General features: G+C 58.7%; 15 protein-coding genes. All 15 read left to right on the top strand.

The genetic code is table 11. From position 1 onward, the window contains the following. The first annotated feature begins 9 nt into the window (after positions 1-9). The 15 genes from gspF to RBH33_RS08060 all read left to right on the top strand — a co-directional run bounded on the left by gspF (position 10) and on the right by RBH33_RS08060 (position 14,463). Positions 10-1,239 (top strand): type II secretion system inner membrane protein GspF, encoded by a 1,230-nt coding sequence (gspF, locus tag RBH33_RS08130; protein ID WP_306731661.1) that lies wholly within the window; start codon positions 10-12, stop codon positions 1,237-1,239. Between the two features lie 25 nt (positions 1,240-1,264). Next, the gene (gene gspG, locus RBH33_RS08125; protein ID WP_306731660.1) at positions 1,265-1,720 is read left to right on the top strand and encodes a type II secretion system major pseudopilin GspG; all 456 of its coding nucleotides are present in this window, start codon (positions 1,265-1,267) and stop codon (positions 1,718-1,720) included. Positions 1,721-1,727: 7 nt separating this feature from the next. After that, positions 1,728-2,291 (top strand): type II secretion system minor pseudopilin GspH, encoded by a 564-nt coding sequence (gspH, locus tag RBH33_RS08120; RefSeq protein ID WP_306731659.1) that lies wholly within the window; start codon positions 1,728-1,730, stop codon positions 2,289-2,291. Further along, positions 2,285-2,677, top strand: coding sequence for a type II secretion system minor pseudopilin GspI (gspI, locus tag RBH33_RS08115; protein WP_306731658.1), 393 nt, complete (start codon positions 2,285-2,287; stop codon positions 2,675-2,677). Before gspH ends, gspI begins: the two co-directional genes overlap by 7 nt. After that, positions 2,667-3,350 (top strand): type II secretion system minor pseudopilin GspJ, encoded by a 684-nt coding sequence (gene gspJ, locus RBH33_RS08110; protein ID WP_306731657.1) that lies wholly within the window; start codon positions 2,667-2,669, stop codon positions 3,348-3,350. Before gspI ends, gspJ begins: the two co-directional genes overlap by 11 nt. Further along, positions 3,319-4,371 carry a type II secretion system minor pseudopilin GspK gene (gene gspK / locus RBH33_RS08105; protein ID WP_306731656.1) on the top strand — a complete coding sequence of 351 codons (1,053 nt, stop codon included), beginning with the start codon at positions 3,319-3,321 and terminating at the stop codon, positions 4,369-4,371. The genes gspJ and gspK overlap by 32 nt, the downstream gene beginning before the upstream one ends. 47 nt (positions 4,372-4,418) lie before the next feature. Continuing rightward, a complete protein-coding gene (gene gspL / locus RBH33_RS08100) occupies positions 4,419-5,684 on the top strand; it encodes a type II secretion system protein GspL (RefSeq protein ID WP_306731655.1) in 1,266 nt (421 codons plus the stop codon). After that, positions 5,681-6,163, top strand: a complete 483-nt coding sequence (locus RBH33_RS08095) for a type II secretion system protein GspM (protein WP_306731654.1) — start codon at positions 5,681-5,683, stop codon at positions 6,161-6,163. Before gspL ends, RBH33_RS08095 begins: the two co-directional genes overlap by 4 nt. 19 nt (positions 6,164-6,182) lie before the next feature. Next, positions 6,183-6,959, top strand: a complete 777-nt coding sequence (locus RBH33_RS08090; protein ID WP_306731653.1) for a type II secretion system protein N — start codon at positions 6,183-6,185, stop codon at positions 6,957-6,959. Between the two features lie 15 nt (positions 6,960-6,974). Continuing rightward, positions 6,975-7,976: an FAD:protein FMN transferase gene (locus RBH33_RS08085; protein ID WP_306731652.1), complete on the top strand. Its 1,002-nt coding sequence runs from the start codon at positions 6,975-6,977 to the stop codon at positions 7,974-7,976. Positions 7,977-8,144: 168 nt separating this feature from the next. Then, the gene (locus tag RBH33_RS08080; protein WP_306731651.1) at positions 8,145-8,687 is read left to right on the top strand and encodes an AraC family transcriptional regulator; all 543 of its coding nucleotides are present in this window, start codon (positions 8,145-8,147) and stop codon (positions 8,685-8,687) included. Then, entirely contained in the window at positions 8,684-10,561 is a 1,878-nt protein-coding gene (locus tag RBH33_RS08075) for a tetratricopeptide repeat protein (RefSeq protein ID WP_306731650.1), read from the top strand. The genes RBH33_RS08080 and RBH33_RS08075 overlap by 4 nt, the downstream gene beginning before the upstream one ends. Beyond that, positions 10,558-13,422, top strand: a complete 2,865-nt coding sequence (locus RBH33_RS08070) for a tetratricopeptide repeat protein (protein ID WP_306731649.1) — start codon at positions 10,558-10,560, stop codon at positions 13,420-13,422. Before RBH33_RS08075 ends, RBH33_RS08070 begins: the two co-directional genes overlap by 4 nt. After that, entirely contained in the window at positions 13,409-14,101 is a 693-nt protein-coding gene (locus RBH33_RS08065; protein ID WP_306731648.1) for a tetratricopeptide repeat protein, read from the top strand. The genes RBH33_RS08070 and RBH33_RS08065 overlap by 14 nt, the downstream gene beginning before the upstream one ends. Then, positions 14,098-14,463 carry a hypothetical protein gene (locus RBH33_RS08060; RefSeq protein ID WP_306731647.1) on the top strand — a complete coding sequence of 122 codons (366 nt, stop codon included), beginning with the start codon at positions 14,098-14,100 and terminating at the stop codon, positions 14,461-14,463. The genes RBH33_RS08065 and RBH33_RS08060 overlap by 4 nt, the downstream gene beginning before the upstream one ends. Positions 14,464-14,472: the final 9 nt, after the last annotated feature.

The raw sequence follows: 14,472 nt of genomic DNA, 5'->3' as shown, positions 1-14,472 counted from the left end.
GAACATAACATGGGCGCATACAGCTATCGGGCACTGAACGAAGTCGGTAAAACGGTCAAAGGCATTCTGGAAGGTGATTCGGAGCGCCAGGTCCGCAGCTTACTGCGTTCAAAAAAGCTCAAGCCCCTGGAAGTTACCAGCGCCGGCAGTCATAGTCGCGGTGATGCCAGCGGCTCCACGCTGTTTGCCTGGCGCCGCCGCGGAGGCCGCCTTAACGCCCGCGATTTGAGCTTAATTACTCGCCAGCTGGCCTCACTGGTAAAGTCCGGTCTGCCGCTGGATGAAGCTCTGCAGGCGACCGCTAAACAGCAGCAAAAGCCCAACAGTAAGCGCATACTCCTGCAAGTGCGCGCCAAGGTGCTGGAAGGTTTGAGCTTGGCGCAGGCATTGGGTGAGGTTCCCGGCGCTTTCGACAACATGTACCGGGCCATGGTGCGCGCCGGCGAGAGCTCTGGCTTTTTAGCGCCAGTGCTTGAGCGCCTGGCGGACTACACGCAAAACAGCCAACAGGTTCAGCAACGGCTTAAAACCGCCATGATCTATCCGCTGGTGCTGTTGAGCATCAGTATCGGTGTGATCGGCTTGCTGATGGCTTTCGTCGTGCCGCAGTTGGTGGGGATTTTCCAGCACACCGATCGGGCGCTCCCAGTTCTGACGCAAGTTTTGATCGCCAGCAGTGACTTTGTGGTCAACTACGGTGTCTACTGCCTGGCAGGTTTTGTGGCGCTGATTTTTGGATTTCGGCGCATGTTGCGCCATGAGGGCCGGTTGCGCCGCTGGCACCAGTTTAAATTGAGGATGCCAGTGCTGGGCAACCTCATTCTGCAAATTGATAGCGCGCGTTTCGCCGCCACTTTGAGCTTGTTGTCCTCCAGTGGTGTGCCGCTGCTGCAAGCGTTAAAAATTTCCGGTCAGGTAATGACCAACAAAATCATGCAGGAATCCTGCGAGCAAGTGGCCGAAGCGGTACAGGAAGGCAGCAGCCTGCACCGGGCGCTGGAAAACGCCGGTTGTTTCCCGCCCCTACTGGTGCAACTGGTGGCCAGCGGCGAAACCAACGGCACCTTGCCGGAACAACTGAATAATGCCGCCCAGGATCAAGAGCGGGAGCTGGAGATGATGCTGGGCGTGGCCATGGGCCTGCTGGAGCCGGCGACGGTGGTGTTTATGGGCGCGGCCGTGTGCTTAATCGTTATGGCGATATTGATGCCAATTTTTGAAATGAATACGTTAATTTAAAAAATCTTTTCGGGAGATTTGTACGATGAAGAAGCAAATAAACTGGCGGGTCCAAAGTGGTTTCAGCCTTATTGAAATCATGGTGGTGGTGATCATTATTGGCCTGTTGGCCAGTATTGTAGCGCCCGCGGTTTTGAATCGGGCTGACGACGCCCGCATTCAGAAAGTGCAGGCAGACTTTCGCAATATTCAGACGGCGCTGAAACTCTACCGCATCGACAACTACGTCTACCCCTCTAGCGAACAGGGTTTGGAAGCTTTGGTGGAGCGCCCGACCATTAACCCCGTGCCGCGCAACTGGCGCCAGGGCGGTTATCTGGAAGAGCTGCCCAGAGATCCCTGGGGCAATCCTTATCATTACTTGAGCCCCGGCGAGTCTCGGGAATATGACATCTACACCTTAGGGGCCGATGGCGTCTCTGGGGGAGAAGGGCAGAATGCAGACATCAGCGTCTGGGATGCGAAAATCCAAGAGGACTAAGGTTCCAATGCGCCGGACCGAGCGTGGTTTTACCCTGATTGAAATCATGGTGGTGGTGTTGATCATTGGCGTGGCCATTGGCGGGGTGATGCTGTCAATGCGCACGGGCGGAACCTCGCAACTGCAGGAGGAGACGGAACGCTTTCTACTGAGTGCACGGTTTGTCTCGGATCAGGCCACGCTCAATCAGGAAATCATCGGCCTGTTCGTCGAGCCGGGGAGTACAGAGGGCGGTGCCATGGGCCAATGGTGCTATGAGTGGCAGCGTTTTCTCGATCAGAGTTGGCAACAGGCTTCGGACTATCTGGATCGCCACTGTTTGCCCGACGGACTTAACCTGGAGTTGCTGGTAGAGGGTGAACCCTATCAGTACGATCCCAGAGCCACTACGCCCACGCCGGTTTTGGTGTTTTACCCCAGCGGCGAGGCGACGCCTTTTGAGCTGGCGATCACGCCCACTGGCTTTGCCAATGAGGAGGAAATCCAGCGGGTCGAGGTGGACATGACCGGCCGTATTCGCTGGCGCAATGACGAAGAAGCCCAAGAGCGTTTCGAGCAAACCCAATGGTAAACACACAGGCGAGCAAAGCGCGCGGATTTACGTTGATAGAGGTCATGGTGGCCCTGGTGGTCGTGTCCGTGGCCTTGCCTGCGCTCGTGTCTTTGGTGATGACTCAGCTTGATGGCACCGCCTCTATCCGCGAGCGCACGCAAGCGTATTGGGTGGCCGAAAATGAGATGACTCGCCTGCAATTACAGCAGCGCTTGTTACCGGATTTTACCTTGCCCGAGAGCGCCAATGGCGAACTCGATTTATCGGATCGGGTTTGGTATTGGCGCATGGATACCGAGGCCACGGAAGTCGATGACATTCAGCGAGTGGAATTCTTCGTCTATAGGAATGAGGATCGGGAGTCCCCCGTGGCGCGGCTAGCTGGGTTTATTCATGACTCCTAACCGAAACGCGGGTTTTACCCTTCTGGAGATTATGGTGGCTTTGGCCATCACCGGGGTGGTGGCTACCATGGCGTATCAGGGGTTGAGCGCGGCCAGTGCCGGCGCCGAGCGCAGCCGGGAAATACTCGCGCAGGTGAACGAACTGGATCGCGCCTGGCAGATTCTGGCGGCGGACATGCGGCACTTGTTGCCGCCGGAAGTTGGGCCCACTGGGGTGCGTTTTGAGTTTCAGGCGCAAAGCCTTGAAGGTGGCGCCGATGTGGAGCAGCGGCTGATGCTGTTTGTGCGCCGCAACTGGTTCAATCCCATGCAGCGCCCGCGCAGCGATTTGCAGGAAGTGAGCTACCGGATTGAAAACGGCACCTTGTGGCGGGACTACCGGCCCTACCGCAATATGCCTTTTGACGAATTCGCCTTTGAGCAAAATGCCGCGCAGCAAGAACTGCTGGGCAACGTGGAAAGTATAGAAATACGGTTTCTGTCCGACGCAGTACTGCAGCGCTCCGGACGCGGCGCATTGGATGGAGACGATTACACCCGCGATTGGGCTCCTGCCTGGCCGGATCCCAACCAAGTTGGCAATCCACATGGGCTGCCGCGGGCCGTGCAAATTCGAATTGAGATCGAAGGAGTAGGTGTCAGTGAGCGCCTGTTTGACATTGTCGGCCTTTGATCGGCGCGGATCTGTAAAGATCCGCGCCAGTGCGCGTAAGCAAAAAGGCGCGGTGTTGATCATCGCCTTGCTGATCGTGAGCGTCGCCGCCGGTTTGGCGATCCGCTTTGCCGGCGATTTTCAGTTGGGTATGGCCCGTGCGGAAAGCCGCTGGCACGGCGCGCAAACGCGCTCTTATTTGCGCGGTGCGGAAAACATGGCGGTGTACATGCTCAGTCAATTTGGGCCCGCACCCGATCTCGCCTATCGGGGCGAGGATTGGGACGTGGAATTCCCGTTTGAGATTGACGAGGCCTGGGGCCTGGTCGCGGTGGATGATGCCCGCAGCCGCTTCAACTTGAACGATTTGGCTGGCGATCTGACTGGCCAGCACTCGCACAATGATTGGCAGCGATTCAGTGAACCCCAGAGGCGTTTTATTCGCTTGCTGCAGAGCTTTCCGAATGAGCTGCCGCTGCACGAGAACGAAGCCATCGCCATATTGGAAGCCGTGGTAGATTGGATGGACCCGGATGATCAGGTCAGTGGGTTTGGCGGCGCCGAGGCGGACTATTACCAGTCAATGGATCCGCCCTATCGGCCCGCCAATAGCGCGTTTGTGAGCGTGGATGAACTGCGTCTGGTGCGCCATGTGACGCCGGAGTTGATGACTCTTCTCCGCCCGCATTTAGTCGTGCTGCCAGCGGGCCAGGGGCTGAATATTAATACCGTGTCGGACCTGCTGCTGGGGACCATTAATACACAGGAGACGTTGCAACCATTGACGGATATGGACGTCGGTTTGTTGCGGCAGGACTGGCCGCCGGACGGCTTCTTCAGTAGTGTGCAGGACTTTGCTGGCAATACCGCCTGGCAAAGCATAGGTTCGACACCCAATACTCAGGGTTTGGATGTGGCAACGGAATATTTTCTGGTAACCACGCAGGTCTCCCTGGTGCAACAACGCCGCAGTATGGAATCCGTACTGCACCGCGTCGATACCAACCGATATGAAGTAGTGCGCCGCAGTGACAGCTTCTAAAGCGTATCCCGGCTCAGCAGATTAAAGACGATAAGCGACAAAATGTTATGACCAAGCAATTGCTGCTCTATCCTGACCGCAGTCCCGACCAATACCGCTGGTGTTGGCTGGATGATGATCGTCAGCCGATTCTGGATTCCGCCACCCACGGCGATTTGGAGCGGCTGGCGAGCATTTTGGGCGAAGGACATCACAACGTCTGGCTGCTGGTGCCCGGCAACAAAGTGGTCACCCGCGAAATTGAGTACTCCGATTCCGAGCGAAAACACCTGCAACGGCTTTTGCCGTTCCAGTTGGAGGAAACGGTCGTTGGCGATATCGACCAGTTTCATTTTGCCCTGGGCCCCGCGCAGGATGGACGCGCCGCCGTTGCTTATGTTGAAAAGCCTTGGCTGCGGGACATTTTCGCGCAGCTTGAACCGTTTAATATTGAGATTACCCGCTGTTCGGTAGTGTCTCTGTTGCTGCCTCTGGCCCCTGATACTCCGGAAGCGCAGGACGCGGAAACCGAAGAGTATCCGCACTGGACCCTGCACCTGCAGGATGGCCAGGTGTTGGTGCGCTACGCGCCCAGCCTGGGCTACAGCATCGATCAGGCGCGTGCGCGCATGAGTTTGGAAATGCTGCTCACCGCTCAGCAGCGAGTCGACAAATTGCCGCACCTGGATTTGCGTGCGAGCACCGATGCCGAATTGGCCACTCTGGAAGCGCTTTTACCCTCCGACCTGGCGGACCGTGTGGACCGTCGCACGCTAGTGGACTTCTGGCAACTGGATTATCAAGCCCCGGACATTAACCTTTGTCAGGGTGAATTTTCACAGCGCCTGCCCGTGGAGCGCTGGTGGAAGGATTGGCGCAGTGTGGTGGCGGGTGCGGCCGCCTGTCTGGTGGTTTACATCGGCGTTATGGTTTATCAGGTGCAAACTCTGGAAGCGGAAAACGTGGCCGTGCGCCAGGAAATTGAACAGGTATTCCGCTCTGCCATGGGGCCCGGCCGAATGACCAACCCCGAAATACAACTCCGCCAAGCCGTCTCTGAAGTGCAACCGGCCAGCGCGACGGGGCGACAAGTCACTCCCTTCCTGGCGGATCTACTCCCCGCCTTGGAAGCGGATGGCACCACCATTCGTTCCATCGCTTACGCAGCCAACAGCGGTGAGATCAATCTCAGCGTTCAGGCCAGCGCTTTCAGCAGCATTGAAGCCCTGCGCGAACGCATCGTTGAGCGCGGTCTGCAAGCCGAGTTGCTCAGTGCCAGCGCCCAGGGGGATGTTCACTCCGCCCGTTTGAGAATCCGGCAGCAACGCCTATGAATAAGTTCTTTGCCTTTCTTTCCCGCTACAACCGTCGCGAGCAGTCCATTTTACTATTGGGCGCTCTGGCGGTGTTTCTCTATCTACTGTGGATGGCCGTGCTGGTCCCGCTACAGGATTGGCGCACCGAGCAGATTCAGCGCAATGCCAGCGTGCAGCAGACGTTGGGTCGGGTCAAAGTGCTCAGTGCCCGGCTGGAGGAGTATCGGCGCACTGACGGTGGCGGCACCCGAAGCAGTGGCAACCTCAGCCGCTTGATCGATTCCAGTTTAAGGTCCGCCGGGTTGACCATGAGCGGCTTTCAGCCGGGTACCGGCGGTGAAGCGCGAGTGCGCTTTGATCAGGTGCCCTATGAACGTTTCATGCAGTGGTTGCACGATATGGAGTACCGTCACGACATCAGCGTCATCGACATGACCATGGCGGCCACTAACGAGCAGGGCATGGTGACAGTCAACATTCGCATGCAACAGAATTGATGGTTCAGGTAGTGTAATTATGTGGGAAAAACTCTCCGACTTTATACCCCGGCTGCGCTGGGTGGTGCTGCTGATTGTGCTCACCTTGGGATTTGCCGTAACGCAGATCCCGGCCACCTGGGGTGCCTATCTGATGACTCAGGGCAACACCGTGGGCATGACTGGAGTCAACGGCACCTTGTGGCAAGGCCGCGCCAGTATGACCAGTGTGGAAATCGACGGCATCCAATATTCGCTCGGGGAGTTGCGCTGGCAGTTGGACCCCGCTTCTGTATTGACACTCCGGCCGTGTGCGAATGTGGTAAGTGAGTTAGAGCGCCAGCGTATTGAAGGGCAAGTATGCGCCCGCACCAACGGCACCATTCGCGTCACAAACGCCAGTATCGACGCGCCCGCCAGTTTGATTCAAGCCGGTCTGCCTGTGCCCGTGGATGGGCAGCTGGCCGCGACTATTTCCTCTCTGGCTCTGCAAGGGGAGCACTTGCGGGAGCTTCAGGGCCGGCTCAGCTGGACCAATGCCCGTGTACAAACAGAGGGCAACTGGACCAGTTTGGGCAGCTACGCCTCCGAGTTCCAATACAACGGGCGGGACGCCATAGTCGCGCAGGTGTTTAATCTTAATGGCCCCGTGGAACTGGATGGGACCGTCACCCTGGCGCTGGTGGGTGGCGTGGACATTCAAGGCCAAATGACTTTGTCGCCCGCCTTTAGCGATGAAATTCAAGCGGAAGAGTGGATGCCCATGGTGCTTGAATCGCCCGAGCGGTATCGCTACCGACTGGACTTGCAACTCTAACGGGACGGAAGCCCAGTGATTCGATTTTTACTAAGCGCACTCCTGCTGATTATGGCCGCCCCTGTGGCGGCCGAATGGCACAGAGACAGCCAGGACATCATGGGCACCAAGATAGACGTGGTGCTCTGGCATGAAGATGAAACCGCAGCAGCGGAAGCCCTTGATCTGGTCATGGACGAGATGCACCGCATCAATGCCCATTACAGCCCCTACCTGCTCGATAGCGACCTGTCCCTAATCAATCGTCTGGCACCTAAAGCCAGCGCCAGCGACCCTGTGTTTATTTCCAAAGAGATGGCGCTGTTGTTGGACAAATCCCTGTATTACAGCCGCATTACCGAAGGCGCTTTCGACATCACTTTTGCTTCCCTGGGTCGCTACTACGATTATCGGGCCGAAGAAACGCCCAGCGACACTCAACGCCAGGAACTGCTGCCTGCCATCGACTACCGCTTGGTACACCTGGATGCCTTGCAGCCGAGCGTCTACTTTGGGCGCCCAGAGGTACACATCGACTTGGGCGGCATCGCCAAAGGCTATGCTGTGGATCGAGCTCTGGCATTATTGAGCGACGCGGGCATTGAGCACGCCAGCGTCAGCGCGGGGGGCGACACTGGCCTGATAGGGGATCGGCGCGGCCGGCCTTGGATGGTGGGCATTAAAAATCCCCGCGCGCCAGAGCAAGTGGCTATAGTCCTGCCCCTGGAGCAGGGCGCCATTTCCACCTCCGGTGATTACGAACGCTATTTCATTGATTCTGATGGCAAGCGCGTACATCACATAATCAACCCGAGTAAGGGCACGTCCGCCAGCGGCGTAGCCAGCGCCAGTGTTATTGGCCCCAACGCGGTGGATACCGATGCCCTGTCCACCAGTGTGTTCGTGTTGGGCGTGGATAAGGGGCTAGCGCTGCTGGAAAGTTTGCCGGGCTATGACGGCGTGATCATTTCCTCAGCCGGAAAAGTCCATTATTCGTCGGGCTTGCAGCCGCCTGAAGAGCTTCAATCTGAACAATAGCCCTTGGCTGGAATAATAATAAAGCGCCAAGCAAGTGTGCGCCCCGTCACACCTCAAGCATTCAAGGCCTTCTAAAATAGTCGCGTGTTGTAAGCTGCGCCATACTTGGCAAAAACGCCGAGGCTGTCCACGACAGCCGGAAACGGAAAATTTCTAAGAGATCTGCCGATGACAATTCCCCTCCGCCGAGGCTGGTTCACCCAGGTGGCTCGCTTTGCGTTCTGGGCTGTACTTCCCCTGTTCGCTTTTGCCGATGAAGCCCCCAATCTTGCCAATGATTTAGAGGCGCTCAAACAGGAAACCCTCTCTCTCAACCGTGACTTGTTAATTCTCGAAGAGGAGCTCCTTTACCCGGCCAGCAGCCAGGTGGCGCTCTACCTGTCCATGGACGTGGGCGAGTTTTTCGAGTTGGACAGTGTGCGCGTGCTGGTGAACGGACAGATGCTGGTCAGTGAACTCTATACCGCTGAGCAGGTGCAGGCATTGTATCGGGGCGGTGTGCAGCGCTTGTATGTGGGCAATCTGAGTTCTGGTGAACACGAAATCAGCGCCTTTTTTACCGGCAAGGGACCCCGCGATCAGGACTACAAACGCGCGGCTGAATTAACGGTGAACAAGCGGCAGGAACCGCTGGTGTTGGAGCTGCGCATTGTCGACTCCACTCGTACATTGCAGCCGGTGTTTGATATCAAGGAATGGCAACTGCAATGAGATGGCTGAGGCCCTTCGTCTGCCTGCTGGCCGGCGCTGTGGCCAGCGTCGGTGCTAGCGCCAGTGAGGACGATCTCGCGGACGCCGAATTGCGCTACGGCGTTGCTCTCTATCACTACTATCAACAAAACTATCTGGATGCCCTGAGCGAGTTGATGATCGCCCAGCGCCGTGGCGGGATCAGCACCCAGGGGAGAAATCCGCTGCTGATTGAAGGTGGTGTACGCCTCGCCTTTGGCATGCCGGAAAGTGCCGGCGCCCTCTTTGAGCAGGTGCTGGACGATCACCGCACCCCCGCGCAGCGAGAGGCCGCCTGGTTTTATCTGGGTAAACTGCATTACTTGCGCGCCCAGTGGCCCGAGGCCCAGGCGCGCTTTGAGCAAGCCGGCACACATCTGCAAGAGGGCCTGGATCACGAGCGTCGAGCCCTGCTGGTAAACCTGCAAATTCGCGCCGAACAACCGCTGGCAGCACTGAACCCTCGCCGCGTCGATTTGGGCCACTGGAGCCCTTACGTTCTCTATAACCTGGGTGCCGCTGAGGCCCGCGCTGGTAATTACAGCGCCGCGCGTGACTATTACGCGGGTTTACTGCGCCGCGCCCCCAGCCGGGACGGGAGCTACCGGGATGAACACCTGGCCCTGCGTGATAAAGCCCTGACCGGGGCTGGCTACAGCTTTTTACTGGAAGGAAATTACCCGGCCGCCGTGGAGCAATTTCAGCGCGTGCGTCTGAATCACTCGGAAGCCAACCAAGCTCTACTGGGCTACGGCTGGGCGGCTGTGGCTGCCGGAGATTACCAAGCGGCGCTGCGACCTTGGCAGGCGCTCAGTGAGCGCAGCCTGATTCACCCTCCCGTGCAGGAAGCTCTGCTCGCGCTGCCTTACGCTTACCAGCAGTTGGGTTCACACGGCGCAGCCTTAAACGCTTATGACCGAGCCGAAACTCAACTGGAGTGGGAGCTGAACAGAGTCGCCGGATTGCGGCGGGATTTGAACTCCGCGCTCCTTCGAACCGCGCTGAATGCTCCAGAGAGCACCCTGGTGTCCATCGCTCCAGCGGGGGAACACAACTGGCTGACCTTGGATCGCGCCAGCGTCATCGATACCGATTCTTCCTACCTGGCCGAGTTATTTCGAGAGAACAGCTTTCAAACGGGCGTTCAGGCGGCGCGGGACTTACTTCAGCAGCGCAAGCTGTTGGAGGACTGGCTTCCCAAACTGTCCATTTACGGGGATATGTTGCGGGAAAAGCGCCAGCTACGGCAGGACCGGGAACAGCAGCTGACACGCGAGTCGGTTTACGCTCGGGCCGCAGATCTACACGTCCAGCGCGAAGCGTTGACCCGAGAGCTTGAGCGGGTGCGACACGAACGCGACTACATGACGTTCGCTGACCCGGAGAGCTGGGAGCTGTGGACCATGGTCCAGCGCGCCGAACTGAGTCGGCAGCGACTCGCTGAGGCGGGGCAAGACGTTGGGGATGCCCAGGAACGGCTGCGTTTGTTCCGGGGCATGCTGCTTTGGGACGCGGCCCAAGCTTTTCCGGATCGAGTCTGGCGCAGTGAAAAAACCCGACGCCAACTGGACACCGCCCTGAGCGAATTACAGGAGCGCGGGGAACGGGTCCGACGCATTACTGAAACCGACTTCGATATAGCGCCCTCCCTGGCACGCCTAACGGAAAATGAAGCGCGTATCCGCGCCCAAGTGACCGCCCTGGATTTAGCTTTGGAAGAGCACCTGGAAAACCTTGCCGAGCAAGTACAGGTGCATTTGGCCGCGCACGAGGGCCGGCTAAACCACTACCTGGCCAGAACCCGCTTGGCGGCGGCACAACTGCAGGACCAAGCCCTGCGGGAGGCGCGGCGATGAAGCGCCGGTACTGGCCCCTCCTCTTAAGCTGCACCGCACTGACCCTGGCGGGCTGCGGCTCTTTGGGCGCCAAACCTGAACCCAGTGTGGCCGATCTGCCCGCACCGCCCATGTCGGCTGCCGATACGCCCGTACGTTTGGATGATATGGAGGCCATAGAAAACCGCTACCAGCGAGCCTTACAGGTAGCGGAAGACCCGGAGTTGCGCCGCACCATCCAAATTCGTCTGGCCGATCTGGCCATGGCGCGCAGCGAGCGCAACCAACAAGAATCCGAACAGGTGGGGCCCTTCTTTGCGCAACCGATCCACCTCTATCAACAGCTGCTGGCCGACGAACAGCAAGTTCGTGAAGACCGACTTTACTACCAACTCGCCAAAGCTTACGCCCTGGATGGCCGTATGGAAGAGGCGGATGCCACCTTGGCGGCTCTGATCCAGCACCACCCCGAGTCCGGCTACTCAGCCGAAGCCCGTTTTCGCCGCGCCCAGTCCGCCTTCTCCCGCGGCGATTATCTGGCCGCTGAGCAACACTACCAGGGCGCCCTGGACACCGGCTCCGATTCATTTTCACAAAACGCCCTGTACATGCGTGGCTGGGCACAGTTTAAACAGGCCGATTACCACGTGGCGCTGACCAGCTTTGCCTCGGTATTGGATCAGCTGCTGAGCGGGGCGCAGACCCATGCCCAAGTGGACCAGAGGCTGGCGAACTTAACCTCCGGACAACGCCAAGTGCTGGACGACGCTCTGCGTGCCATGGGTTTGGGCTTCACTCATCTCGACGGGCCCGAAGGCATAGTGGCCCTGGAAGCCGAAATTGGCCCTCGCCCCTACCAGCATCTTCTCTATCTAAAACTGGGCGAAACCTATGGCGAGCAGGAACGCTACCGGGACAGCGCCGCCACTTATGCCCATTTTGTCGAGCGCAACCCCCGCTCGGATCTAGCGCCGGATTTCAGTGTGCGCGAAATCGAGACCTACGAGCGGGGCAACTTTCCCAGCTTAGTGCTGCCTGCCAAGGAAGCCTTTGTGCGCCGCTACGGTTTGCACAGTGACTACTGGCGTGAGCGCGACGGCGTATTGGATTTGCACGCGCGCGACCATTTGCATCAATACCTGGGCGAATTGGCGCGCCATCAGCACGCCCGCGCTCAGCGTCTTGGCCCGGATGCCCCAGGGCCTCGTCGGCAGGCGTTTCGGGATGCGGCCGCCTGGTACCGCGAGTTTGTGTTCACCTTTCCGGAAGACACCGAAGTCGCCAGCATGCGCTTCCTGCTCGCGGAGGCACTGAACGAAGCGGGCGATTTGATTGAAGCGCTGGATGCCTACGAACGAGTTGCGTACACGGACCACCCTTCATTGCACAGCGCAGAAGCGGGATACGCCGCGGTACTCCTGTCCCGTCAATTGGCCGATCAACCGATAGATCCAGCGGCCACGGATGAAGAGCGGGAGGAACGGTTGTTCTGGCAGGAACACGCCATCGACAACGCTCTGCGTTTTGCACAAACCTATCCCGGCGATGAACGCGCCAGCGCCACCCTGGCGCATACGGCGCACCGTTTATTGAATTTGGAATTGTACGATCGCGCTGCTCAGGTGGCGGAACACCTCTTGGCGTTGGAGCCGGCCGCGCCGAGCCAGGAGCGTTTCAACACCTGGCTGGTATTGGGGCACAGTCAGTTTGAGCTGGAACACTATCCGCAAGCGGAACACGCCTATTGGACCGCTTTGGATCTTTGGCCTGAGTACGGTCCGGACGCCAACGCGAGTGGCAATGTGCCGCGCCGGGAAGCGGTGCGTGAACGCATCGCCGCCAGTACCTATCAGCGCGCTCAATTGGCCCTGCAGGAAGAGGACCATGCCACCGCCATCACGTTATTGCTGGCCAGTGCCGACATCGCGCCCCACACCCGAGTGGCCGAGAGCGCGCGCTACGACGCCGGGTATTATCTGATGGAGACGGAGCGCTGGGCGGAAGCGGAGCAGGTGCTGACTGAGTTTCGACGGGATTACCCGGAGCACCGTTTAAGTGCCAACCTTCCGGCCCGACTCGCCACCGTCTATCAGGCTCAGGAAGACTGGGCCAGCGCCGCCGGTGAACTGTTGTTGCTGGAATCTGTTAGCGACGATCCCGCCGTACAGCGCACCTCGCTTTATTTGGCGGCTGAACTGTATGAGCGTGGCGGTCAGCAGACGCGCGCCATCGAAACCTATCGCCGCTACGCGCACACATACTCCGATCCGATGGCGGACAACATGGAAGCCCAATATCGGTTGAGCCAACTTTATGCCGAGCGAAACGATTCGACCCGGCGCGCCTTTTGGTTGCAGCGGCTGGTGGACACTCATGGGGGTGCGGGCTCCGCGCAAACCGGCCGCTCCACTTACTTGGCCGCGTATGCCGCCAGTGAGTTGGCCGAGGCCAGTTTCGAGGAATTTGTGTCCCTGACGTTACGCTTACCGCTGCAACAAAGTCTGACCCGCAAACGGGCCGCGTTAGAGCGGGCGTTGAAGGACCAGCAGGCCGTGGCCGCTTACGGCGTGGCCGAATTTACCACACAGGCCAGTCACCGCATGGGCGCTATCTATCATCATCTGAGCCGGGACTTAATGGAATCCGAGCGGCCGCAAGGCTTGTCGCTGTTGGAGCTGGAGCAGTACGACATACTGCTGGAAGAACAGGCCTACCCCTTCGAAGAGCGCGCCATCGAAATTTACGAACGCAACGCGCGGCGTTCCTGGAGCGGCGTTTACGATCAGTGGATTGAGCGCAGCTTCAAAGCCTTGGCAGACATACTGCCAGCGCGTTACGGCAAGCGCGAACAACCCCTGGAGGTGAGCCGTGGCATTCACTGATCACAAGGCCTTTGGGTTTGGTTTGCGCTTGGCGTTGGCGGTGGTTCTTTGCGTAGGTTTGACCGCCTGTGCCATTGCCCCGGATGCGCCCTCGGAACACAGTGACGTCGATGATCGGGAGCCCTCAGCCCTACCCGCCGGCCCGGTTACGCCCAATCCTTACACGCAACAACGGATTCCGGTAACCAGCGAGGCGCGCGCTCTGTTTAAACAGGCCAGCGCGGCCATGGAAGCGCAGCAGTGGCGGCAAGCGGAACAGTTGCTACTGGAAATGACGGAGGCCTTTCCGCAGTTGTCCGGTGCGCAGGTTAACCTGGGATTGGTGTATCTGGCCCTAAACGAACCCCAGCGGGCCGAGCAAGCCTTGCGCCGAGCGCTGGACATTAATCCCCAAAACCTGGACGCCTACAATCAGTTGGCCCTTTTAAAGCGTCAGCAGGGCGACTTCGACAGTGCCGAACATCTGTACCAACAAGCGTTGGCCGTGTGGCCCTTTCACGCCCAAACGCACCGCAACCTGGGCATTCTCTATGACTTGTATCAAGGTGAGTGGGAGCGCGCCTTGCTGCACTATCGAGCCTATCAGCAGCTGCAGGAACAACCTGAAATGGAAATGACCGGTTGGATTATTGATCTGGAGCGGCGCATTGATAGCCGACAAACGGCGCAAACAAAATGACCGTCAACGTGAACATAAAGGGCCGACTGATGCACAGTTTTCACACGTCAATCGCAGTGGTGGCGAGCGTGCTGCTAAGCTTTTGTTTAGCCGCCGCCGTTAATGCTGAAGAGGCTGGCGAGGCGCCCCCCGCCGCCGAGCGGAGGGGCCCGGTCATTGAGTTGGAATCCCGAGTCACTGGCAATCGGGAGCAACCGCAGGTGTTTTATCTGGTGCCCTGGCAGTCACCGGAAGGCCCAGAGCTTCAGTACGATCCACTCACCAGTCAGCTTCAGCAAGTGTTTGGTCACCTGGAGCGGGAAGAATTGCGGCGCCAGTTGGATCAGCCCGCGGTAGAAGACAAGCAAAGCGCGAATCCCTGACTAGCTCTG

This window comes from Marinimicrobium hydrolyticum, assembly GCF_030848505.1.
Classification (GTDB): Bacteria; Pseudomonadota; Gammaproteobacteria; order Pseudomonadales; family Cellvibrionaceae; genus JAVDDU01.
The sequence above is the reverse complement of the archived record's forward strand: the minus strand, read 5'-3'. Positions and strand labels throughout refer to the sequence as shown.